Below are 21,100 nucleotides of genomic sequence, written 5' to 3' on the forward strand. Positions count from 1 at the left end.
ATACACAAAGACGGATAAGGAATGGTATTACCTCGCGCTTATCCGCAAGCTATACGTTGATTGGCTGTGACAATTCACAGCCACAGCGCGCAACATGCGCCTTTATTTTCGGCAGGTGGTATGAAAAAAGTTATTTTTTCTTTGGCGCTGGGTACGTTCGGACTGGGGATGGCCGAGTTTGGCATTATGGGCGTGCTGACGGAGCTGGCACGCGATGTCGGGATAACGATTCCCGCCGCCGGGCATATGATCTCGTTTTACGCCTTCGGCGTCGTGCTGGGCGCGCCTGTTATGGCGCTCTTTTCCAGCCGCTTTTCGCTTAAACATATACTGCTGTTTCTGGTCACGCTGTGCGTGATGGGCAATGCCATATTTACCTTTTCCTCGTCATATCTGATGCTCGCCGTCGGCAGACTGGTTTCCGGCTTTCCGCACGGCGCCTTTTTTGGCGTCGGCGCCATTGTCCTGTCAAAGATTATCCGCCCCGGGAAAGTCACCGCCGCCGTCGCGGGTATGGTTTCAGGAATGACGGTGGCGAATCTGGTGGGCATTCCGGTCGGCACTTACCTGAGCCAGGAATTTAGCTGGCGCTACACCTTTTTATTGATCGCGGTTTTCAACATCGCTGTGCTCACCGCAATTTTCTTCTGGGTGCCGGATATCCGTGACAAAGCCCAAGGCAGTCTGCGCGAGCAGTTCCACTTCTTGCGTAGTCCTGCGCCGTGGCTCATTTTCGCCGCCACGATGTTCGGCAATGCGGGCGTTTTTGCCTGGTTCAGCTATATCAAGCCATTTATGATGTACATCTCCGGTTTTTCGGAGACGAGCATGACGTTTATTATGATGCTGGTCGGGCTGGGGATGGTGTTAGGCAATCTGTTAAGCGGCAAACTCTCCGGCAGATATACTCCGCTGCGCATCGCGGTAGTGACTGACCTCGTTATCGTGCTCTCTCTCATGGCGCTCTTTTTCTTCAGCGGATACAAAACGGCATCGCTGACTTTCGCGTTTATCTGCTGCGCTGGTCTGTTTGCGCTCTCTGCGCCGCTGCAAATCCTGCTGCTGCAAAACGCCAAAGGCGGCGAACTGCTGGGCGCGGCGGGAGGGCAAATCGCCTTTAATCTCGGTAGCGCGATTGGCGCCTGGTGCGGCGGGCTGATGCTGACGCTAGGTTTTGCGTACCACTACGTGGCGCTTCCCGCCGCCCTGCTCTCGTTTTCCGCCATGTCGTCGTTGCTGGTATACGGACGTCTAAAACACAAGCAGCCATCGGTCACGCCGGTTGCCGGATGACGCCATCCGGCTAAAAACGTTACGCCAGCGGCCACAGCCAGGCCGCGCCGCGCACGCCGCTCGAATCGCCATGCCGCGCCTTACGTACCGGCGTCTCGCACTCGCCGCCAAAAACAAACGATTTCATCAGCGACGGAACCGTCTTGTACAGGCGCTCAACATTGCTCATACCGCCGCCCAGCACAATGACATCCGGATCCAGAATATTCACGACATGAGATAATGCTTTCGCCAGCCGTAGCTCATAACGGCTTAACGCCAGTTCCGCCACGGCGTCCTGCGCGTCGACCAGACGAATAATCTCATCGCCTTTTAGCGCGTTACCGCTCAAACGCTGGTAATCCGTGGCAAATCCCGTACCGGAAATAAAGGTTTCGATACAGCCTTGTTTACCGCAATAACAGGGAATTTCTTCGCAGTAACGCAACTCATCGTCATCCATCCACGGCAACGGATTGTGGCCCCATTCACCTGCCGTACCGTTGCCGCCGATGTGCACCCGGCCATTTAGCGCTACGCCCGCGCCGCACCCGGTACCGATAATCACCGCAAATACCGTTTGCGCCCCCGCCGCCGCGCCATCTACCGCCTCTGATACCGCCAGGCAATTGGCATCGTTGGCTAACCGCACTTCACGCTTCAGACGACGGCTCACATCGCTATCGAACGGCTGGCCGTTAAGCCACGTAGAGTTAGCGTTTTTCACCACGCCGGTGTAAGGCGAGAGAGAACCGGGAATGCCAATGCCAACGCTACCGGTCTGGCCGGTCGCCTGTTCCGCCATGTCGACCAGCGTAGCGATGGTTTCTATCGTTTGCTGATAATCCTCCCGCGGCGTAGGCAGACGATGGCGAAACCGCTGCTCTCCTGCATCATCAAGCGCAATGACTTCCGTTTTTGTGCCGCCTAAATCGATACCAATACGCACATACCGCTCCTCATTTTTTGGGAATATCAACAGGGTAGAATTCACCGTTCTGATTGGCAATGCAAGCCTGCCGACAATTCGTTACTATACCGCCTGGATTTAACGACAAGGCCGTGGAAATTATCATGCTGTGGTTCAAAAATTTAATGGTTTACCGTCTTAGCCGCGATATTACATTACGCGCCGAAGAGATGGAGAAACAGCTCGCCTCAATGACGTTTACCCCATGCGGTAGCCAGGATATGGCCAAAATGGGCTGGGTTCCGCCGATGGGCTCTCACAGCGATGCGTTAACGCACACCGCCAATGGCCAAATTATTATTTGCGCGCGCAAAGAAGAGAAAATCCTGCCATCGCCAGTGATCAAACAGGCTCTGGAGGCGAAAATCCAGAAACTGGAAGCCGATCAGGGACGCAAGCTGAAGAAGACGGAAAAAGATTCCCTGAAGGATGAAGTGTTGCATTCGTTGCTGCCGCGCGCGTTTAGCCGCTTCAGTCAGACAATGATGTGGATTGATACCGTTAACGGCCTGATTATGGTTGACTGCGCCAGCGCGAAAAAAGCGGAAGATACTTTGGCGCTACTGCGTAAAAGTCTTGGCTCGCTGCCGGTCGTCCCGCTGGCGCTGGAAAATCCGATTGAGCTGACGCTCACAGAGTGGGTGCGCTCCGGTACGGTCGCTCAGGGTTTCCAGTTGCTGGACGAAGCCGAATTGAAAGCGATGCTGGAAGATGGCGGCGTGATCCGCGCGAAAAAGCAGGATCTGGTCAGCGACGAGATCGCCGTTCATATTGAAGCGGGTAAAGTTGTCACGAAGCTGGCGCTCGACTGGCAGCAGCGTATTCAATTCGTCATGTGCGACGACGGCTCCATTAAGCGTCTGAAATTCTGCGATGAGCTGCGCGATCAGAACGAAGATATCGACCGGGAAGATTTTGCCCAACGTTTTGACGCGGACTTTATCCTGATGACCGGCGAGCTGGCGGCGCTGATTCAAAGCCTGGTGGAAGGATTAGGCGGCGAAGCGCAGCGCTAACCAGAGGGTCCCTCTCCGCCGGAGAGGGGACTCACCGCTCCGTTATAAATAGCGGCACAGATACGAGGTGGGCTCAGCAACCTGGAGATGAAACTCGCTGTGGCCAGGCACGTTAAACACCTCACCGGCTGTATACACTTTCCATTCGACAGTTCCCGGCAACAGTACCTTCAACGCGCCGCTCACAACCGTCATCTCTTCGGGTTCGGCGGTGCCAAATGTATACTCCCCTTCCGCCATCACACCAACGCTGGCCCGGCCGGTGCTACTGCTGGTAAATCCAATAGACTTCACTTTCCCGGAAAAGTATTCATTGCTTTGTAGCATAATCAGGCCCCGTCTCATTATTAAATTAACACACAATATAGAGTCCTGACGTTCGGCCTGTCACGTAAAATTAGACAAGCAGTTCTGAAGCTAACCGCGCAATCAAAACGTTAGAGAGTAAAACCGGCACATCCAGCGCCTGCTGTAAAATATCCCGATGACGCTGATGAAAACCCAGACAATCCAGCATAATGACATCCGCGCCTTGATCCAGTAGCGCCTGCCCGGCATCAATTAACTGTTGCTCAGAACCGTGAACCGGATTCGCCAGCGAATACACCGGCGGCATTTGCAATACCTGCCATTTTTTCTCCTGGGCCGCCAGAAGTTCTGCAACAGGCACAATCACGCCCACCTGATGCCCATCCACAATAGAGGCGACAAGCGGTGGAATAATACGCAGCGGTTCAAGCAAAATAGAATTACGGGCTGCCATACTTTTAATCGCCGCGGTGCTCATCAGTATAATGACATCATAACCCTGGTTATCCAGCACCTCGACAACGCTCTGTAAATCTCGCTCCACCTTCTGGCGGGAAACATGGGCTATCTGGTTATCATTCAGCAACGTCAAAAGCGGATCGTCGCCAGGCTCTACAGCGTAATCCGCCATAACGTCTTCCCGGCTCATTTTTCCCAGCAGGCTATGATGGGTGATGTGTTGTTCGTCGATGTATTCCGTCAGAAGCGGTAACACTTCGCTCATTGGCACAACGCCGATTGTGAGGATTGCCAACGACGCACTCATTTTTATTCCACCTTATTACTTCGTCGTAATTCCCGGGCAAATATTCACACGCTCACCGCGCTACCTGCCCTACAAATCTCAGAAAGCGTAGCAGCAGATGAGCAACGTATTGTGTAAAGATTCCAAATAACTCCAATATTGTATTGTTATCGCTTAATTTACGGTTTTAGTTGCCAGTATAAATGTTTCAAGAATGTGATGGAGATACAATTTAGGGGTACCCGGAATCCCTTCCGAGTGGTTCATGCGTCTATGATTTATCCGGATCTTCGTAACGTTTTTTCGCATCCATCGCTTCTTCTGCGGTCGGATGCTCGCTGATGAGCGAATCAGGTTTCGGATGGTCAGCCCGTAGCTGATACCACGTCACCGTCTGGCCCGGCGTGCCTTTTTCAATGGTGACGATATAAGCTTCCCGCGGATAAGGTGGTCTGGTTGGCATAGCGTTTCCTTTATTCTGGGTGAGCGTTAAGTATAGACATCTCCCTGTAACCGTTGCGTCGACGGCGGCAGCGCCGCGATAATTTCAGAAACGACCTGGGCCGGCGCTTTCGTCGCGTCAATAATGTAATGCGCCGTTTCGCGATACAACGCGTCACGCTGCTCAAGCACTTCCCGAACCTCTTCGCTCAACGGCTTGCCGGTGAGGGTCGGGCGCAGATCCGCTTCAGGTTCAGCCTCAAGCCGGTTAACCAGCGTGGATACCGGCGCGCACAGATAAATCACTACGCCAACACGGTGCATATAACGTCGGTTATACTCCGTGAGAATAATACCGCCTCCCGTCGCCACGACAGTCGAAGGCGCGCTTACCGCCTCCAGGGCCGCGGTTTCCCGGGCGCGGAACCCTCCCCAGCCTTCTTTTTCAACGATATCAGCGACGCTCATCTGCACGTGCGATTGCAGCCAGCGGTCGGTATCTGCAAACCGAAAACCGGTTGCCTGCGCCAGCGCCATACCGATGGTGGTTTTCCCACAGCCCCGCGGGCCAACAAGATAAAGAGGTTGCATCATAGCAGGCGTTCCCCCAGGAACTGCGCATACGCAGGATTTGATATCAGCAATGTTATAATCATATCATCTAACTAGTACAACGCATAAATGTAAATAATAATTTACACAAAGATACTAAAGTCACAATATTAGTACTATAGCAAGAATCAGAAATGAATAAACTGTAAATTTTTCATTACAGGATTTATTTTTTACGCTGGCTTTCCAGCCACCACTTATCCAGCTCGGCGGCAAAATGCTGACGATCGCGCGGCGAGAGAGTGTTTGGTCCCCCCGTTTGTACGCCGCTGGCGCGTAGCGTGTCCATAAAGTCACGCATCGTCAGACGTTCGCGAATCGTGGCGTCGCTATAGCGTTCTCCCCGGGGATTAAGAGCCGCAGCGCCTTTTTCCAGCACTTCAGCCGCCAGCGGAATATCCGCGGTAATCACCAGATCGCCCGCTTCGCATTGACGCACGATTTCGTTATCCGCCACGTCAAACCCGGCGGCCACGCGGAGCGTGCGGATAAAACGCGAAGGCGGCACGCGCAAGGCCTGATTGGCAACCAGAATAAGCGGCAACTGCATCCGCTCGGCGGCGCGGTACAAAATTTCTTTAATGACATTCGGACACGCATCCGCATCCACCCAGATGGTCATAATGTCTCCCGTACGATATACAATCTTTTATTGTCTCGCGCTTTTGCCTTTCATCAAAGTGCTGTTTCTCCTTCTGCCCGTTTTCAATCCGCGTTAAGCTAACCATTCCCCATAACACACAAACATAGGGAGTGACGAGATGGAGAAGAAAATCGGTTTTATTGGCTGCGGTAATATGGGCAAGGCTATTCTTGGCGGACTGATTGCCAGCGGTCAGGTACTTCCCGGCCAGATCTGGGTCTACACCCCCTCCCCCGATAAAGTCGCCGCCCTGCATGATCAGTACGGCATTAATGCGGCGCAAAGCGCGCAGGAGGTCGCTCAGGTCGCGGATATCGTTTTCGGCGCGGTAAAACCGGGCATTATGGTGAAAGTGCTCAGTGAAATCTCCTCCAGCCTGAACAAAGACTCGCTGGTGGTCTCTATTGCCGCAGGCGTAACGCTTGATCAGCTTGCGCGCGCGCTGGGACACGACCGTAAAATCATTCGCGCTATGCCGAATACGCCGTCGCTGGTCAACGCAGGAATGACCTCCGTCACGCCCAACGCGCTGGTCACACCGGAAGATACGGCTGATGTGCTGAATATTTTCCGCTGCTTTGGCGAGGCGGAAGTAATTGCTGAGCCGATGATCCATCCGGTGGTTGGCGTGAGCGGATCTTCGCCGGCCTATGTCTTTATGTTTATCGAGGCGATGGCGGACGCTGCCGTTCTGGGCGGTATGCCTCGCGCTCAGGCTTATAAATTCGCCGCGCAGGCCGTTATGGGATCGGCGAAAATGGTACTCGAAACCGGAAAGCATCCCGGCGAACTGAAAGATATGGTGTGCTCGCCTGGCGGAACGACGATTGAAGCCGTACGCGTTCTGGAAGAACGTGGCTTCCGCGCTGCGGTAATAGAAGCGATGACGAAGTGTATGGAAAAATCAGAGGCGCTCAGTAAATCCTGAAGCCCGGCTGGACGTCATGCCGCCACTTCGGTGCGGTTACGTCCGGCATTCTTTGCTTTGTAAAGCGCCATATCCGCAGACTTTAACCATTCCCGATAATGACCGATTTGTGGCGTTAACGGCGCCACACCCACGCTGATGCGTAACATGACCTGCGGCGCGCCCGGCAAGCGTAAGGTATTTAGCCGTTCATGCACTCGCGACATGGCGGTAATCGCGCTGTCTGCCGGCGTTCCGCACATAATCACCGCAAATTCGTCGCCGCCAAAGCGCCCGATAATATCACTCCCGCGTAGCGTTATCTGTAATTGACGCGTCAGGGCGATAATAGCCTCATCCCCAACATCATGCCCCCAGGTGTCGTTAATGCTCTTAAAATGATCGATGTCGATAATCAACAATGTCGCCTCCCGATGGTGGCGTCGGCTGTGATCGAATTCATTACGTAATAAAATTTCCCAGTGGCGTCGGTTATAGACGCCGGTCATGCCATCCCGCGAGCTCATCGCCTGCAAGCGTCGCTTATGTTCCGCTAATTTAATGGCCGTTTGATAACTTACCCAGGCGAACAGAAGCGGATACAACATAATGACGGGCAAAGAGAGCGTGACTTCCAGCGATGAGCTTCGCATCGCGACGGGTAGCCCGGTAAGCTGCAACGTCACCAGACATGACGCCAGCAAAAGGCCCATTCCGACAGTGAATAGCCGCCGCCCGCCAGCCCCCATCAGATTCATGCTCATCATCATAAACAGCGCGGCGGCAGGCAACATATTGACGCCCATCAGCGCGATCCACATGCCGGAGAGGATCGCATCCACTTTCAGGTTGTAAATTTCCTGGCGTAGCGGATCAAGGGCTTTCGCCGCCCACTGCCACGCCAGATGCGGCCAGACAAAAGACCAGCCGACCAGCAATAGCCACCAGCCGCCAAAGACAGGTTGCGACACTAACACGGCGGCTACCGGTAAAAACATCCCCCCTAACCCCACCGCACGCGGTAGCCTGATGCGCCGGGCGAAGCGCAATCCGGAGCGCTGACGATCATCAGAAGGGTCAGGCGGCGCTACCGCCTGTTCAACCGCTTTTCGGTAAAAATTTTCATCATTCATTATTTTTGGGAACATTTAGAAACAATTTTCCCAAATTATAGAAACAGAGCGCATGGAGGGAGTATGAAATTTCGGGTGAGTGTTTTTCAGGACTCACCCGATAGCACTACGCCGCTTTTTTCAGGCAGGCGCTCATAAACTTGCTACGGTCATCGCCTTTCAGTGATTGTTCCGTCGCCTGAACATTGCATTCACGCATTTTCTGCTGTTGCGGCGTCAGGCTTTTCTCGCCAGGGGCTGACTGACTGTTTTTCAGGCAGTCGCTAAGGTAGGTTTTACGCGCATCGCCTTTCAACGCTTGCGCTGTCGCCTGCTGATTACAGGTCGTCATGCGCTGCTGTTGCGGCGTTAACGGTTTCTCGGTTGCGCCGACGGCGGTTAAAAAGACCAGGCCAAAAAGTAAAGTCACCAGTAATGTTATTTTCATAGCACCATCCTTTTGTCAGTGTACGCATTACACGTGGTCCCTTTGGGAAATATCCCAGGGACTTTATATAAGTCTGGCCGTTACTGGCAAAAATACCACCCGGCTGTAAAAGTATTACTTACCGTTAGCAATAGATGTTTTATTGATTGACAAACCGTAGGCTAATGTGCAATTCGATTATCCACAGTCACGCAGGATGCAGAAGAACAACGCATAACGTTACACTGTTATTACCATAGCCGCTTCGTTTTTATTTTGCCCTGTATTACCCAGAAGAAAATAAAAACGAAGCGGCTATGGTATTTCATAATAAGTAACGTTATAACAACTGTGTTGTTTTAAAATACGATTAGTGCCGGGGGTGTCTCAGCAACTTTTTTACATATTGGCGCAGCAATTCCGTATCGTGATCAGGAACGCTGGCATCCGGCTTTACGCCTTCAAGTGCCCCCTCTACCTGACGTATCAACATCTCCTGCTCGTTTTGCGCCATGTTACGTAACATTGCTGTGACGATAATCTCTAACGCTTCTACCTGAGCAACCAGTTCTTTCGACTCTTCTTCTTTTTGGGCTAGCTTAAGCAACAACTCTGCTATGAGATTTTTCATGACCATATTTCCTTATTAGTTCCAGGGTGACGTTATCACTATGAAGAACCACTGCCTAGAGGCTGAAAGTACTATTTTTATGATACAGGAAGAACTTTACACAAATAATTATCACTGTCGCCGCAGCGAAACGTTTCTCAGACCGAAAACGAGACGATAATAAACCATCAAAAAACAATAATCACGCTATATCATAATTTAAGGTTATGCCACCTATAGAAAAACTTCACGGATAAAGAATATATCTTTTAATTTAAACCATATCGTAACGGCAGAAGCGCCGTTACGATGCACCGCTATTGGCCTTTCGCTTTTTGCGCGTTACGCCGACGACGTAACGCCAGGGTCAGTTGTCCAATATTGATCAACACGATCGCCGCCGTAGCGATAAAAACCCAGCGGAAACCGGCCATCGCCGATACCGTCGCGCCCATCAACGGCCCAACCACGTTGCCCAGGTACATAAATGACTGGTTGTAGCCAAAAATACGTCCGGTAATTTGGTCGCTGGAGTATTTCACCAATAACGTTTGTACGGCGGGTAACATCGCGCCATCGGCAAAGCCCAACAAGAAACGCAACAGCCCCAACTGGAACGGCGTGGTGACCCAGGACATCGCGAAGAAAAGCAGCACTGCGCAGATAAGCGTGGCCATCAGAATTCTTTCCGTGCCGATTCTGTCGCCAAGTTTTCCCAGGCGAGGCGCGGAGATAAGCGCGGAGATACCGGGCACCGAGGCGATTAACCCGCTAAGAAAGGCGATGTTATTACTGTCCGGCATCATTGATTTGATAAACAGCGCCAGGATTGGACTGATGGAACCATTACAGAGTTGAATGACCATCGTGGTAAAAAACAAACTGATCACCAGCGCAGGATAAGGTAACGACGCAAAAACGGCTTTACCGCTCAGGCGTTCGCTTTTCTTGATGACCGGACGCACGCCTTCTTTAATTAAAAATAGCGTGACCAGAAAGCTCACCACCAACAGTATGGCGGTAATCAGAAATACCGCCCGCAGCCCGATATGATCCGCGACAAAGCCGCCCATTAACGGCCCGCCGATAACGCCGCTGATCTGCGCGGTAGAAAGCGTACTGAGCGCCCAGCCGCTACGTTCGCGTGGTACCTGAGAGGCTACCAGCGCCATGGCATTGGGGATATAGCCTGACGTTAACCCCATGATTCCGCGCAACAGGAAAAGTTGCCAGACATGGGTCGCAAATGCCTGCAGTAGAATAGCTATCGCCATCCCGAGCGACGCGCGCAATAGCATCAGTTTACGCCCTTTACGATCGGCGAGACTGCCCCACATCGGCGACACAATGGCGGAAATAAGAAACGTGATGCTAAACGTTAACCCGGACCACATTGATAACGCTTCATGGGAAGAGACGCCAAGCTGGGAAATATAAAGGGGTAAGAATGGCAGGATTTGGCTGATTGCCAGCCCGGTAAAAAAACATCCAAACCAAACGGAAATTAGATTAACTTTCCAGGATTCCATAAGACTCGTAACGGTAAGTAGCTGAAAATACGCGTTAGCTTAGCAAGTTCTCTTTTTCCTGGTGGTTCCAGAGGTGCGATACGTCACACTTTGCTATTTTGTCTCCCCGTTCATCATTTTTGTGAAACATGTCACATTATATAGCCGCGCAAGGCAGACGTTTATGCTTTAACGACACACGCCGTAGCCCCGCATTCCAAGATGAAAATGGTTAGCATGCGCAGCGTTATAGTCAGGCCCGAGCCCATTGCCATAATAATGGCAACTGGCGTTTAACATAGCGCGTAACCAGGGCCCCGTCTCCTCACGCCCCCAGCCGCGCAGAACAGTGATTTTTCGGCCATCTGATAGCTGAAACCCGCTGACATCCAGCGCTTCTGCGCTGGCATGTTCACTGCGACGCGCATCCGGGCGGTGATAAATATTACGGCAGGCATAGCTGCCCAGATGTTCGATGCGGGTCAGGCGGCGCTTCATCCACGTTTCTGTTAAAGGTTTTGCCTGCTGTTCGACAAACAGCGCGGAGCGCAGCGCCAGCGGGCAGGAGGCTAAAAAACTGCTGCTCAGTTTGACCTGGCCAAAATCTCTGACGCGCACAACATGGGACAAGGGACATTCACCAGCGCTATCCGCAACAGGTTGTGATGAAATTAATCCCTGTTGATTGGCCGCCGTCAACAGCTCCCGGCACTGCGACGGCGTAAGGCGCTGTAGTTTGAAGGTAGTGATCCAGCCTGGCGGATCGGCAAGTTGTAGCGGAGCAAAAGGATTATAGTAAGAGGGAAGATAACGATATCCCAGCCCGCCAATGCCGCCCAACAGCACAATAATCAGAAAACCCTTACCTCTCACGCGGCCTCCGTTCTCACATCCCATAAACATTATGGCAGAACCCCGCGAAACCCGCGTTTTGTCGTGGTAATGTATACGCTTTGCATTCGATGGAATGGGTTTTTAAGATGGCGAAATTGCGGGTAGGAATAGTATTTGGCGGTAAGTCGGCGGAACATGAAGTGTCTTTGCAATCAGCGAAAAATATCGTTGATGCGATCGATAAAACCCGCTTCGACGTGGTGCTGTTAGGGATAGATAAGGCAGGACAATGGCATGTTAACGATGCGGAAAATTATTTGCAGAATGCAGACGATCCGGCACATATCGCGCTACGTCCTTCGGCAATCAGTCTGGCCCAGGTGCCTGGCAAACACCAACACCAATTGATTAACGCTCAGAACGGGCAGCCGCTACCGACGGTAGATGTTATTTTTCCTATCGTCCACGGTACGCTGGGCGAAGACGGCTCATTGCAGGGGATGCTGCGCGTCGCAAACTTACCGTTTGTCGGTTCAGACGTGCTGAGCTCCGCAGCCTGCATGGATAAAGACGTCGCCAAACGACTGCTACGCGATGCAGGACTGAATATCGCCCCGTTTATCACACTCACCCGAACGAATCGTCACGCGTTTAGTTTTGCCGAGGTTGAATCCCGTCTGGGACTGCCGCTGTTCGTTAAGCCCGCCAATCAGGGCTCTTCGGTCGGCGTCAGTAAAGTCGCTAACGAAGCGCAATATCAGCAGGCGGTCGCGCTGGCTTTCGAATTCGATCATAAAGTGGTGGTGGAGCAAGGGATCAAAGGGCGCGAGATCGAATGCGCCGTATTAGGTAACGATAACCCACAGGCCAGTACCTGCGGCGAAATCGTACTGAACAGCGAATTTTACGCCTACGATACTAAGTATATTGATGATAATGGCGCACAAGTTGTCGTGCCTGCGCAGATCCCTTCCGAGGTGAATGACAAGATCCGCGCGATCGCGATCCAGGCTTATCAGACGCTGGGATGCGCGGGTATGGCGCGTGTCGATGTCTTCTTAACGGCAGACAATGAGGTCGTGATTAACGAGATTAATACGCTGCCAGGTTTTACCAATATCAGTATGTATCCAAAACTCTGGCAGGCGAGCGGATTGGGCTATACCGATTTGATCAGCCGTCTGATTGAGCTGGCGCTGGAACGCCATACGGCGAATAACGCCTTAAAAACCACGATGTAATAGCGCACGCCCGATAGCGCAACGTTTATCGGGCGTCTTTTACCTCACCATCTTCGCGCCGGCGAATGATGAACCCCGCCAGCCAGAAGCTAATAATCCACGTTACCAGCCCAACACCATAGGTTTGCCATCCTTTCGCCTCAAATCCCAGCAATCCTACGACGCCATTCAAAATAAAGATAAGGCCAATAGAGAAGGCATAGTAGTGCCAGTCACGACGAATTTTTACAGGCAAACGCATAACGACTCCGACGTATTAACAGCAACAAAAACGTATTTTTGCATACTTCTGGCGAGCGAGTCTGTGGGGGATACGGAATTTCTTAAATGTTAATTGATTTTGATAAAAGTGATCGTTTTGTGACAACTAACAAAAATTTACGCGATGGATACATTCCGTATGTGAAATTACCATGATTCTGATATTGACAAACACAATGACCTGTCAGACTTCACAGTAAGCCGATGGCATAACGCCAGATCGTAGCCGATCATCCTGGAGGTCTTTATGGCTGATTTCACTCTCTCAAAATCGCTGTTCAGCGGGAAGCATCGAGAAACCTCCTCTACGCCCGGAAATATTGCTTACGCCATATTTGTACTGTTTTGCTTCTGGGCCGGAGCGCAACTCTTAAACCTGCTGGTTCATGCGCCGGGCATCTATGAGCATCTGATGCAGGTACAGGATACAGGTCGACCGCGGGTAGAGATTGGGCTGGGCGTCGGGACGATTTTTGGCCTGGTGCCCTTCCTCACGGGCTGCCTCATTTTCGCCGTTATCGCCGCGTTTTTACGCTGGCGTCACCGTCACCAATAAACCTTAGCGCGCTGGAGAAAGTATCCCAGCGCGAAATTTATCGCCCCATACACCGCGCCCGCCGCTCATCAACTCGTTTAGCAAACCAGGCGGTCGTCAGCTTGCGTGTGATCTTCGGACTTTCCAGTTGAATACCGGGCAACATTTCCCGCGCAAGCGTCTTGCCCGTTTTGGCCTCGGCCAGTTTATAGACTTTCTTGTAGAGCGCCGTTTTTTCAAACGCCAGGCTATCGCCTTTCTCCAGTTGGCTGCGAATTTCACGCTCACTCATTCCCAACTGCCCTGCCAGTTTGCGCACCGCTAACTCTGTTTTGCCCGGTTCCTTGCTGTTATAACGAATCAGATCGCCATCCAGCGCCAGTTTTACCCCACTGGCTTTACTGACGGCATTCTGGAACGCAGCGTTACGGCTGGCGTACCATCCCGCGTTGAAGTCGGCGAAGCGGAAAACAGGCGCGCTGTAGTTCGCCGGGTAATTCAGCAAATGGTAGGTTCCAAACCACAACCCGCCACGGCGCGTAAAGACCTCCTGACGTACCGTTCCCGTCATCTTCCACGGATAGCCTTTCGCGTGCTGTTCGGCAAAGGCAATGCTGACCTGCATCGGGCCGCCCGTATGCACCGGGTTATATGAGCCAAATAGCGTCTGCCCCATAGGGACCATATTGATAAAATCGTCAAAAATAGCGCTAAGCTGTTTTTCGGTTTTTACCGTGTCCAGGCGTTCGCTATAGCTCTTGCCGTTGGGGGAGTTAATTTTCAGCGCGGTGTGCACCAGAAACAGCGGGATGTGTAGTCGTTCAGCGCGGCGATCAATCTCCTGCCAGGCGATTTTACTTAGCCCCGGCACGACAGGATCCGCCTGATAACCGGACTCCTGCTGGGCGACAGCCAGCACCGAACAGATATTTTCTACCGTCGGCGCCAGCCCCTGGCTCTTAAATGTTGTCGCGATATCTTTCGCCCAGGCCTCTCTGTCTTTGACACTGGCCGGCATTTTCTGACGTACTACGCTTGCCACGTCGACAGGCTTCTCGCCCTTGCTCACCGGCTGCCCGGATTGACTACTACAGCCAGCCAATATGGCAACCGCCAGAAAAGGCAGAGGATAAAGACGGGACGCCGCCGACATAACGTTTCCTTCTGTTAGCTAAAAGAGTGGGTCACTTCCTGAACTGGCTGACCATCCAACTGACGTTCAAAGCTACGTAAACGTTTATAAATAGACATCAGCTCCACCAGCGTCGTCCAGGAGTTAATCAAATACTGGAACGAACCGCGCACCTGGCCAAACACGTTGGTGATTTGCGTCATCAGCCCCAGCGTAATCGTACCGGCAACAATGGAAGGAAACAGCAGGAACAAACCGAAAACGTTATCGACCTGCAAATAGAGAATGCGCGCGATGTTGAAATACATATAGTGAAAGTAGAGACGGAAGTAGTTATGACGCACCGCGCTAAACAGTTCACGGACGGTGGGCGGCGTGGCGCGGCTGGCGTCATCTTCACCGTAGACCAGCTCCTTACGATAAGCGGCTTCCACTCGCTGATTTTTAAATTCCAGCCCTGGCAATTTGATCCCGACGACCGCCAGCAGGCCCGTCCCCATTAATGACCAGACTATGGCGGCAATGACCAGGCCGTAAGGGATATGTCCTACGATGGGTAAATTCGGCACATGCGCTGACAGGGTGACTAACACCGGCAGAAAGGCGATGAGCGTCATGATGGCATTGATAAAACTCACGCCCATATTCTCCAGTGTAGAGGCAAAACGCATGGTGTCTTCCTGCACACGTTGGGCGGCCCCTTCGATATGGCGCAGGTACTGCCAGTGCGCCATATAGTGCTCATTCATTGCGGTACGCCAGCGAAATACATAGTGGCTGACAAAGAAGTTGTTCAGCACGCCGATCACTACGGCGATAAGCGCAATACCGAGAAACACCCCCACTTCATGATAAAATTGACCAAGAGTGACCTTGTGCGGCGAGCTGAGCGCCGTTTGAATCAAATCATAGAACGGCGCGTACCAGGCGTTAACCGCGACGCCAACCTCCACCAAAAACCAGGTGACAAAAATAATGAGCGAGGTGCCAAGTATCGACCAGTACTGCCAGCGGTGCGGGCTATAGATGAACCAGAACGTTGCAAATAATCCCACGCAAATCAGGTAATAAGCATAAAAAATCAGATAGTCCAGCGACCAGAAGCGCGCTGCGCTGATAGGCACTTCATCGGATGCCCCTACAAGTCGCGCCACCCAATCTCCTCCTCCCGCCTGCCAGAAAATGACGGCGATCAGCGCCCAAACAAACGCCGACATGAAAAACGGCCCTGGCTTTGGGAAAAAAGATTTAAACATCATGCTCTCCTGCTAACTTCTTATCTTTATTACGGCTGCTGTGACGGCGGCAATAGCACGCCATGCCCACGCAAATGAAAGGGCTAAACCAGGCATTGTGACCTACGTTGTGACGCTTAGTTCGCATTTCTGCTCAACAGAATTGTTTCGACGAGTTTCATACACAGCAGGCACGCTGACGCTATCAGGTTATCACAAGCGCTCTATCACAAAAGTAAACATTCTCCATCACGAAAACCCGCCGTTACGTTTTTTCACCCACTTTTTTCTCTTTAACGTTTTGCAATGTGCCGCCGGGTAGTATAAATACGCATAACCACCGTTATTTCACTTATGGACATCACCGTTGAAACGTAGTCTGCTTTTTACTGCCATGCTGTTTGCGGCATCACTTACTTCTGTCCAGGCGGCTCAGCCGATTGCCGATCCGGTTTTTGCCTCTGATATCGTTGATCGTTATGCCGAGCATATCTTTTATGGTAGCGGCGCCACGGGCATGGCGCTGGTGGTGATCGACGGCAATCAACGCGTGTTTCGTAGTTTCGGTGACACCAGACCGGGCAATAATGTTCGTCCACAGCTTGATTCGGTCATTCGTATCGCTTCTCTCACCAAGCTCATGACCAGTGAAATGTTGGTAAAATTGCTCGATCAGGGAACGGTAAAATTAAACGATCCGCTCAGCAAATATGCGCCTCCCGGCGCGCATGTCCCGACGTATCAAGGCACGCCGATTACGTTGGTCAACTTAGCGACCCATACCAGCGCGCTTCCGCGAGAACAGCCCGGCGGCGCGGCGCATCGTCCGGTATTTGTCTGGCCAACCCGCGAACAACGCTGGAACTGGCTCTCCACAGCAACGTTAAAAGTCGCGCCAGGCTCGCAGGCGGCCTATTCCAATCTGGCGTTCGACCTGTTAGCCGACGCGCTGGCGACCGCCTCCGGCAAACCTTATACGCAACTGTTTGAAGAAAAGATTACCCGCCCGCTGGGAATGAAAGACACCACGTTTACCCCTTCTCCCGATCAGTGTAAGCGTCTGATGGTGGCAGAAAAAGGCGCAAGCCCCTGTAATAATACGCTGGCTGCCATTGGCAGCGGCGGGGTCTATTCTACGCCAGGAGATATGATGCGCTGGATGCAACAGTATCTGTCGTCAGATTTCTATCACCGTAGCCAACAGGCCGATCGTATGCAAACGTTGATTTATCAGCGCACACAGTTAAAGAAAATCATCGGGATGGACGTACCGGGTAAAGCCGACGCGCTCGGTCTGGGCTGGGTCTATATGGCGCCAAAAGACGGACGTCCTGGCATTATCCAGAAAACAGGAGGCGGCGGCGGTTTTATTACCTATATGGCGATGATCCCGCAATATAATATTGGCGCTTTTGTGGTCGTAACCCGTTCCCCCCTCACTCGTTTTACCAATATGAGCGACGGGATTAACGATTTGGTTACTGAGCTAAGCGGCAATAAACCGATTGCTATTCCTGCATCCTGAGTCGTCGCGCCTCGCGCTATATCAGACGAGGCGCAACCTTTTGTTAATATTCGGAGGGCAAACGGTTAATACTGATCAGTTTGCCTTTATTCATTTCAATGTAATTACCCTTACGCAGGGCCGCGAGAACTTCCGCCACCACCGATCGCGATACGCGCGTTCGTTGATGAATATAATTCATAACACCAATACGTGAGCGAAGTTCTTCATCCCACTCAATCATTGTCATTAACGTCGCACGAATTTGGTCGTAAGAATTATTACCAATGAGCTGCTTGTCACGAAGTTCCAGTACCTGACTTTTCCATACTATCCAACAGAAGGCTTCACGCCACAGTTGGTTTTGCTCAATGATGGCGAGAGTTTGTGATGATGAGAGGCGATAACCGATGCAACCGCTCTCCGCAATTAATTTATATTGTGCCTCTTTTTTCGCCACACCATCGGCTAAACCGAAAATAAAGGGGGCCTGCACAATACCAATAAGAACTTTATCACCCCGAACTAACGAAACAACCCCCTCTAAAATAACAAAGGTATGGGTATTACTTTCATCAGGTGAACAGATAATCTCTTTATCATTAACAAACTCGAAACGCGTACCATGCTTAGAAAGGCATTTATCGAGTCTGTAGAATTCCTGTAGTGGCTTGCTTAAAGATAACATATGCATTCCTTGCAATAATGCCCGTCAAGTCCTTGACGGGCATTTTTCAGTTTAAATTACCTTTATTTCTCCTGAGAGAAAATGATTACCAGGTATATTTAACACCAACGTTTGCAGACCAGTCTTGATCAACATCACCGCCGCCGAGGTAGTTAGCATCGGTGTAGGCGCTGAAGTTCTTCGTGAAGCTGAACTGAGTACCCAGACCAACACGTACCGCAGAACCTTCTACGCCGTTGTCGATAGAGTCGCCGTTTACGTCAGCATCGTTGTTGGAGTCGTCGTAAACGTAAGCCAGTTTGAAGTACGGGGTCAGCGCCTGATCTTCGCTGTAAGTGAAGGTATAACCTGCATCTACACCGAGTTCATAACGCATGCTGTCGTAAGACTGACCGTCAACTTTCATGTCGTTGCTCAGCTGGTAGTCGTCGCCAGACTGGAACAGACCGGATACGCTGCCGTAAGGCGTTACGTAGCCTGCATCACCCAGCTTCAGATCATAACCCAGTTTCAAGCCGAAGCCCCAGGCGTCAGAAGAGGTGTTGCCGTCAACGTAAGTACCGTCGCTCATGTTAGCAGACAAATCGTTGTTGAAGTGAGAGTAGCTCAAGTTACCATCAACAAAGATGTTGTTTGCGAAACGAGCGGAAGAGTAGATGTAGGCAGACTGGCTGTCCTGATCCACCTGACCGGTACGATCGCTCAGATCGCCTTTCGCGAAGCCTGCTGCCGCACCAACGATCCACTTAGCGTTGTTACCATCAACTTTGGTATCAACACCGACCATGATGCCATTAACATCCTGATCGTAGTTAATGGTGCCGTTGTCGCCGTTGAAGTTACCGCCGAAGTAGCTTACCCATGCGCCGCCGTTATCCGCCAGGCCATGACGAGCGTTGGTCAGACGAGTACCAACGGTGTCTTGTTCCAGGTTCCAGATATTGGTGTTCGCAGAAGGAATGCTCAGCGCCATGTTAGCGTAGTCGGTCAGTTCCATCTGTTCCAGCACGACAGTGTTGCCTTCCTGCTTAGCCTGATAGGTGTAAGCACCCAGGTCAGCTTTGTTTGCTGCAGAGAAGGTAGCATCGGTGTTTACGTCATTAACATAAATCAGCTCGTTGCCTTTGTAATCCGCAACAGAACCGGCACCAGTAGCGTTGTCGATGCGCACTTTATAGTTACCGGTAGCCGCTACAACATTGTCAACAGAGCTGTTATCCAGTTCGTCGCCGTTGTTGATATCGCCATTACCGTTGATGGTCAGGTGACCGTCAGAGTTCATCGCGATAGTACCGTAACCATAGTTAGCCTGAGTGGTATCCCAGGTACGGTCGTTCACCAGGTCAGCGTTCAGAACATAATCGCTGCTATGGATATTGAACACGCCAGAAACAACATTACCGTTGTGATCAGCAGTATTGCCGCTGGTCAGTTCCAGTTTATCAGTGCTGAATACACCATTATCAAACTGATCAACGTTAACATCCAACATACCACCATTAGTTACAGTGATAGTATTGGCATACAGTGAATAATCACCATAATGAGTCACATCATCATTCAGCGCAACAGTACTGTAGCTATCGATAGTCAGATGATCAGTTGCTACCTGACCATCTTCACCGATATTCATACTAGAACCGTTGGTCAATCCAATGGTGTCTGATACCAGGGTAGAGTCTGTAACATTTACCTGAGAGCCATTATTTACAGCTAAGGTATCAATAATGGAAGAGTTGACAGTATCCCACTCTGAACCATTGTTTAATGCAACGTTAAATACTCCACTTTGGAATACTTTGTTGTCAATAACACGATCCCAATCGTTAGCTTCAATAGTCGCACCAGGGGTAAGGCTATTATATGCAACGTCGTACATATTAGCTGGAGCAATAGCATCGGCAGTAATATTAGCCGAACCAATCCATTTACTACCATTATCCAGAGTAATATTTAGCTCATCAACATTCTGACTGTCATCAATCCAGCCGCCGTTGGTATCCTTAACACCATCGCCGTTGCTGTCATAGCCTGTTGAATAGAAGAATTCACCATCATTATTCCAGTGGCTAGAAAACTCTACATCGCCCAATAAGGTAGAATGGTCGAAGTAAACATTGTTCTTCATGGAGTAATTAGAATCAGCGTTGTCAGAGAAAGACAGTGCTACATCATTTACACTACCATCACCATTATAGTCACTAGGTTCAGCAGAGTTACCAAAGAAGTATTTTGCTCCGTCATAGTCATCTTCCAACGGAATTTCTGAACCAGAAGTCACAGTAGAGTTGGAGACGCTAATATTATTGTCCCACTGATGGTACTCGGATGTATACGCAGTATTGGTTGTATCCCCCTGAGACAAAGCAATACCCGCAACACGAGAATTATTAGCAATATTGATATTGCTCTCTACGTTCAGATCTACTGCAACCCCTAAAGCCGTATAGAACGACTCATTAGTCGTTTTAGTTGTAGTACCATCATCACCGCTCAAATAAGTGTCAGTGAAATAAAGCGCTTCATAATCATCATCAATAGTAGAGTTTGAAATATTCAGCGTAAATACATCACCGTCGTACCAATTTGTATCAGTAATGGTAGTACCATTGTCGTATGTATAACCGTTATACATACGAGGGGTAACAGCTCCAGTTACAGGGTCAATAGAAGCTGGTGTAATACTCCAGTAGCCGAAAGGCAGCTTTGAAGTAATTGAACCATGTATATTCGAATTCGTAATGTTCAGAGTGTTATCTGAATCAGTGGCATAGTCATGGTTCAGATAATAGGTAGAAATCGTACCATTAACAGTGTCACCGTTGAACGTCTGATCGAAATCACCATTGGCGTTGTTGTAGTAGACAAAGCCGCTATAGTTTACATAGTTACCATCGACTGTACCTGGATTATCCATATTGGCCCAGTCAAGAGCCGTAGTAGGGTTATTAATGTAAGTCCAGGTATCGTAAGTAGTAGCATTCGCCTGAGAAGTGATTGCCAGAGTGCAAGCCAATGCTAATTGTGAGACTACAAGTTTCTTTTTCCAGGAGTGCATTTGTCATCCCTCCTCAGGGACGTAATATAGTTGATCCATC

Annotated in this window: 22 protein-coding genes; 6 read left to right on the forward strand and 16 right to left on the reverse strand. The window is 50.9% G+C overall.

The features are described 5' to 3' along the window. Window positions 1-120 precede the first annotated feature (120 nt). A complete protein-coding gene (gene araJ, locus ACH0WD_RS06225; RefSeq protein WP_000755630.1) occupies window positions 121-1,293 on the forward strand; it encodes an MFS transporter AraJ in 1,173 nt (390 codons plus the stop codon). 19 nt (window positions 1,294-1,312) lie between these two features. Here araJ and mak read toward each other — a convergent pair whose 3' ends face one another. Further along, entirely contained in the window at window positions 1,313-2,221 is a 909-nt protein-coding gene (gene mak / locus ACH0WD_RS06230; protein WP_001219283.1) for a fructokinase, read from the reverse strand. Between the two features lie 125 nt (window positions 2,222-2,346). Between mak and rdgC the strand changes: the two genes are divergently transcribed. Continuing rightward, complete coding sequence (gene rdgC / locus ACH0WD_RS06235) at window positions 2,347-3,258, forward strand: recombination-associated protein RdgC (protein ID WP_000964305.1); 912 nt, start codon at window positions 2,347-2,349, stop codon at window positions 3,256-3,258. A 42-nt stretch (window positions 3,259-3,300) separates the two neighbouring features. Here the strand turns inward: rdgC and ppnP are convergent, their stop codons facing one another. The 5 genes from ppnP to ACH0WD_RS06260 form a co-directional block, all read right to left on the reverse strand. After that, complete coding sequence (ppnP, locus tag ACH0WD_RS06240) at window positions 3,301-3,585, reverse strand: pyrimidine/purine nucleoside phosphorylase (RefSeq protein ID WP_000941953.1); 285 nt, start codon at window positions 3,583-3,585, stop codon at window positions 3,301-3,303. A gap of 70 nt (window positions 3,586-3,655) precedes the next feature. Beyond that, window positions 3,656-4,333: an AroM family protein gene (locus ACH0WD_RS06245; protein WP_001276437.1), complete on the reverse strand. Its 678-nt coding sequence runs from the start codon at window positions 4,331-4,333 to the stop codon at window positions 3,656-3,658. A 250-nt stretch (window positions 4,334-4,583) separates the two neighbouring features. Next, window positions 4,584-4,775: a protein YaiA gene (yaiA, locus tag ACH0WD_RS06250; protein ID WP_001143161.1), complete on the reverse strand. Its 192-nt coding sequence runs from the start codon at window positions 4,773-4,775 to the stop codon at window positions 4,584-4,586. A gap of 26 nt (window positions 4,776-4,801) precedes the next feature. Further along, window positions 4,802-5,347 (reverse strand): shikimate kinase AroL, encoded by a 546-nt coding sequence (gene aroL, locus ACH0WD_RS06255; protein ID WP_000983569.1) that lies wholly within the window; start codon window positions 5,345-5,347, stop codon window positions 4,802-4,804. A 184-nt stretch (window positions 5,348-5,531) separates the two neighbouring features. After that, a complete protein-coding gene (locus tag ACH0WD_RS06260) occupies window positions 5,532-5,987 on the reverse strand; it encodes a YaiI/YqxD family protein (RefSeq protein ID WP_000158137.1) in 456 nt (151 codons plus the stop codon). Window positions 5,988-6,126: 139 nt separating this feature from the next. On the opposite strand from ACH0WD_RS06260, the gene proC reads away from it, so the two are divergent. Further along, complete coding sequence (proC, locus tag ACH0WD_RS06265) at window positions 6,127-6,936, forward strand: pyrroline-5-carboxylate reductase (RefSeq protein ID WP_000412193.1); 810 nt, start codon at window positions 6,127-6,129, stop codon at window positions 6,934-6,936. A 14-nt stretch (window positions 6,937-6,950) separates the two neighbouring features. Here the strand turns inward: proC and adrA are convergent, their stop codons facing one another. The 5 genes from adrA to ACH0WD_RS06290 all read right to left on the reverse strand — a co-directional run bounded on the left by adrA (window position 6,951) and on the right by ACH0WD_RS06290 (window position 11,475). Beyond that, a complete protein-coding gene (gene adrA / locus ACH0WD_RS06270; protein WP_000484097.1) occupies window positions 6,951-8,063 on the reverse strand; it encodes a diguanylate cyclase AdrA in 1,113 nt (370 codons plus the stop codon). Between the two features lie 91 nt (window positions 8,064-8,154). Continuing rightward, on the reverse strand, window positions 8,155-8,475 hold the full coding sequence (gene psiF, locus ACH0WD_RS06275; protein WP_000705165.1) for a phosphate starvation-inducible protein PsiF: 321 nt from the start codon (window positions 8,473-8,475) through the stop codon (window positions 8,155-8,157). 349 nt (window positions 8,476-8,824) lie between these two features. Further along, window positions 8,825-9,085 carry an anti-adapter protein IraP gene (gene iraP, locus ACH0WD_RS06280; RefSeq protein WP_001518423.1) on the reverse strand — a complete coding sequence of 87 codons (261 nt, stop codon included), beginning with the start codon at window positions 9,083-9,085 and terminating at the stop codon, window positions 8,825-8,827. Between the two features lie 296 nt (window positions 9,086-9,381). Next, window positions 9,382-10,593, reverse strand: coding sequence for a multidrug efflux MFS transporter (locus ACH0WD_RS06285; RefSeq protein WP_000446765.1), 1,212 nt, complete (start codon window positions 10,591-10,593; stop codon window positions 9,382-9,384). Between the two features lie 168 nt (window positions 10,594-10,761). Further along, window positions 10,762-11,475 (reverse strand): extensin family protein, encoded by a 714-nt coding sequence (locus tag ACH0WD_RS06290; protein WP_000480792.1) that lies wholly within the window; start codon window positions 11,473-11,475, stop codon window positions 10,762-10,764. A gap of 77 nt (window positions 11,476-11,552) precedes the next feature. Between ACH0WD_RS06290 and ddlA the strand changes: the two genes are divergently transcribed. Next, window positions 11,553-12,647 carry a D-alanine--D-alanine ligase gene (ddlA, locus tag ACH0WD_RS06295; RefSeq protein ID WP_001096588.1) on the forward strand — a complete coding sequence of 365 codons (1,095 nt, stop codon included), beginning with the start codon at window positions 11,553-11,555 and terminating at the stop codon, window positions 12,645-12,647. 25 nt (window positions 12,648-12,672) lie between these two features. Here ddlA and ACH0WD_RS06300 read toward each other — a convergent pair whose 3' ends face one another. Continuing rightward, window positions 12,673-12,888: a DUF2754 family protein gene (locus ACH0WD_RS06300; RefSeq protein ID WP_001239242.1), complete on the reverse strand. Its 216-nt coding sequence runs from the start codon at window positions 12,886-12,888 to the stop codon at window positions 12,673-12,675. A 267-nt stretch (window positions 12,889-13,155) separates the two neighbouring features. On the opposite strand from ACH0WD_RS06300, the gene ACH0WD_RS06305 reads away from it, so the two are divergent. Then, entirely contained in the window at window positions 13,156-13,464 is a 309-nt protein-coding gene (locus ACH0WD_RS06305; RefSeq protein ID WP_000763139.1) for a YaiY family protein, read from the forward strand. A gap of 37 nt (window positions 13,465-13,501) precedes the next feature. Here the strand turns inward: ACH0WD_RS06305 and yaiW are convergent, their stop codons facing one another. Next, window positions 13,502-14,596: a surface-exposed outer membrane lipoprotein YaiW gene (gene yaiW, locus ACH0WD_RS06310; RefSeq protein ID WP_001271421.1), complete on the reverse strand. Its 1,095-nt coding sequence runs from the start codon at window positions 14,594-14,596 to the stop codon at window positions 13,502-13,504. A gap of 14 nt (window positions 14,597-14,610) precedes the next feature. Then, complete coding sequence (sbmA, locus tag ACH0WD_RS06315) at window positions 14,611-15,831, reverse strand: peptide antibiotic transporter SbmA (RefSeq protein ID WP_000477024.1); 1,221 nt, start codon at window positions 15,829-15,831, stop codon at window positions 14,611-14,613. A 346-nt stretch (window positions 15,832-16,177) separates the two neighbouring features. Between sbmA and ampH the strand changes: the two genes are divergently transcribed. Beyond that, window positions 16,178-17,335, forward strand: coding sequence for a D-alanyl-D-alanine-carboxypeptidase/endopeptidase AmpH (ampH, locus tag ACH0WD_RS06320; protein WP_000830777.1), 1,158 nt, complete (start codon window positions 16,178-16,180; stop codon window positions 17,333-17,335). Window positions 17,336-17,378: 43 nt separating this feature from the next. Here ampH and iprA read toward each other — a convergent pair whose 3' ends face one another. Next, on the reverse strand, window positions 17,379-18,002 hold the full coding sequence (gene iprA, locus ACH0WD_RS06325; protein WP_000950242.1) for a hydrogen peroxide resistance inhibitor IprA: 624 nt from the start codon (window positions 18,000-18,002) through the stop codon (window positions 17,379-17,381). An 85-nt stretch (window positions 18,003-18,087) separates the two neighbouring features. After that, window positions 18,088-21,060, reverse strand: coding sequence for an autotransporter outer membrane beta-barrel domain-containing protein (locus ACH0WD_RS06330; RefSeq protein WP_000556510.1), 2,973 nt, complete (start codon window positions 21,058-21,060; stop codon window positions 18,088-18,090). Window positions 21,061-21,100: the final 40 nt, after the last annotated feature.

The sequence above is a fragment of the Salmonella sp. 2020_1395 genome (assembly GCF_043848115.1).
Classification (GTDB): domain Bacteria; phylum Pseudomonadota; class Gammaproteobacteria; order Enterobacterales; family Enterobacteriaceae; genus Salmonella; species Salmonella enterica.

Excerpts from the sequence above, each read along its gene's own strand:
- adrA (WP_000484097.1), bottom strand. The coding sequence starts at position 8,063 with ATGTTCCCAAAAATAATGAATGATGAAAATTTTTACCGAAAAGCGGTT.
- rdgC (WP_000964305.1), top strand. The coding sequence starts at position 2,347 with ATGCTGTGGTTCAAAAATTTAATGGTTTACCGTCTTAGCCGCGATATT.
- iprA (WP_000950242.1), bottom strand. The coding sequence starts at position 18,002 with ATGTTATCTTTAAGCAAGCCACTACAGGAATTCTACAGACTCGATAAA.
- ACH0WD_RS06290 (WP_000480792.1), bottom strand. The coding sequence starts at position 11,475 with ATGTTTATGGGATGTGAGAACGGAGGCCGCGTGAGAGGTAAGGGTTTT.
- ACH0WD_RS06285 (WP_000446765.1), bottom strand. The coding sequence starts at position 10,593 with ATGGAATCCTGGAAAGTTAATCTAATTTCCGTTTGGTTTGGATGTTTT.
- yaiA (WP_001143161.1), bottom strand. The coding sequence starts at position 4,775 with ATGCCAACCAGACCACCTTATCCGCGGGAAGCTTATATCGTCACCATT.
- iraP (WP_001518423.1), bottom strand. The coding sequence starts at position 9,085 with ATGAAAAATCTCATAGCAGAGTTGTTGCTTAAGCTAGCCCAAAAAGAA.
- ddlA (WP_001096588.1), top strand. The coding sequence starts at position 11,553 with ATGGCGAAATTGCGGGTAGGAATAGTATTTGGCGGTAAGTCGGCGGAA.
- ACH0WD_RS06245 (WP_001276437.1), bottom strand. The coding sequence starts at position 4,333 with ATGAGTGCGTCGTTGGCAATCCTCACAATCGGCGTTGTGCCAATGAGC.
- sbmA (WP_000477024.1), bottom strand. The coding sequence starts at position 15,831 with ATGTTTAAATCTTTTTTCCCAAAGCCAGGGCCGTTTTTCATGTCGGCG.
- ACH0WD_RS06260 (WP_000158137.1), bottom strand. The coding sequence starts at position 5,987 with ATGACCATCTGGGTGGATGCGGATGCGTGTCCGAATGTCATTAAAGAA.
- ACH0WD_RS06300 (WP_001239242.1), bottom strand. The coding sequence starts at position 12,888 with ATGCGTTTGCCTGTAAAAATTCGTCGTGACTGGCACTACTATGCCTTC.
- araJ (WP_000755630.1), top strand. The coding sequence starts at position 121 with ATGAAAAAAGTTATTTTTTCTTTGGCGCTGGGTACGTTCGGACTGGGG.
- proC (WP_000412193.1), top strand. The coding sequence starts at position 6,127 with ATGGAGAAGAAAATCGGTTTTATTGGCTGCGGTAATATGGGCAAGGCT.
- ACH0WD_RS06330 (WP_000556510.1), bottom strand. The coding sequence starts at position 21,060 with ATGCACTCCTGGAAAAAGAAACTTGTAGTCTCACAATTAGCATTGGCT.
- aroL (WP_000983569.1), bottom strand. The coding sequence starts at position 5,347 with ATGATGCAACCTCTTTATCTTGTTGGCCCGCGGGGCTGTGGGAAAACC.
- yaiW (WP_001271421.1), bottom strand. The coding sequence starts at position 14,596 with ATGTCGGCGGCGTCCCGTCTTTATCCTCTGCCTTTTCTGGCGGTTGCC.
- psiF (WP_000705165.1), bottom strand. The coding sequence starts at position 8,475 with ATGAAAATAACATTACTGGTGACTTTACTTTTTGGCCTGGTCTTTTTA.
- ppnP (WP_000941953.1), bottom strand. The coding sequence starts at position 3,585 with ATGCTACAAAGCAATGAATACTTTTCCGGGAAAGTGAAGTCTATTGGA.
- ACH0WD_RS06305 (WP_000763139.1), top strand. The coding sequence starts at position 13,156 with ATGGCTGATTTCACTCTCTCAAAATCGCTGTTCAGCGGGAAGCATCGA.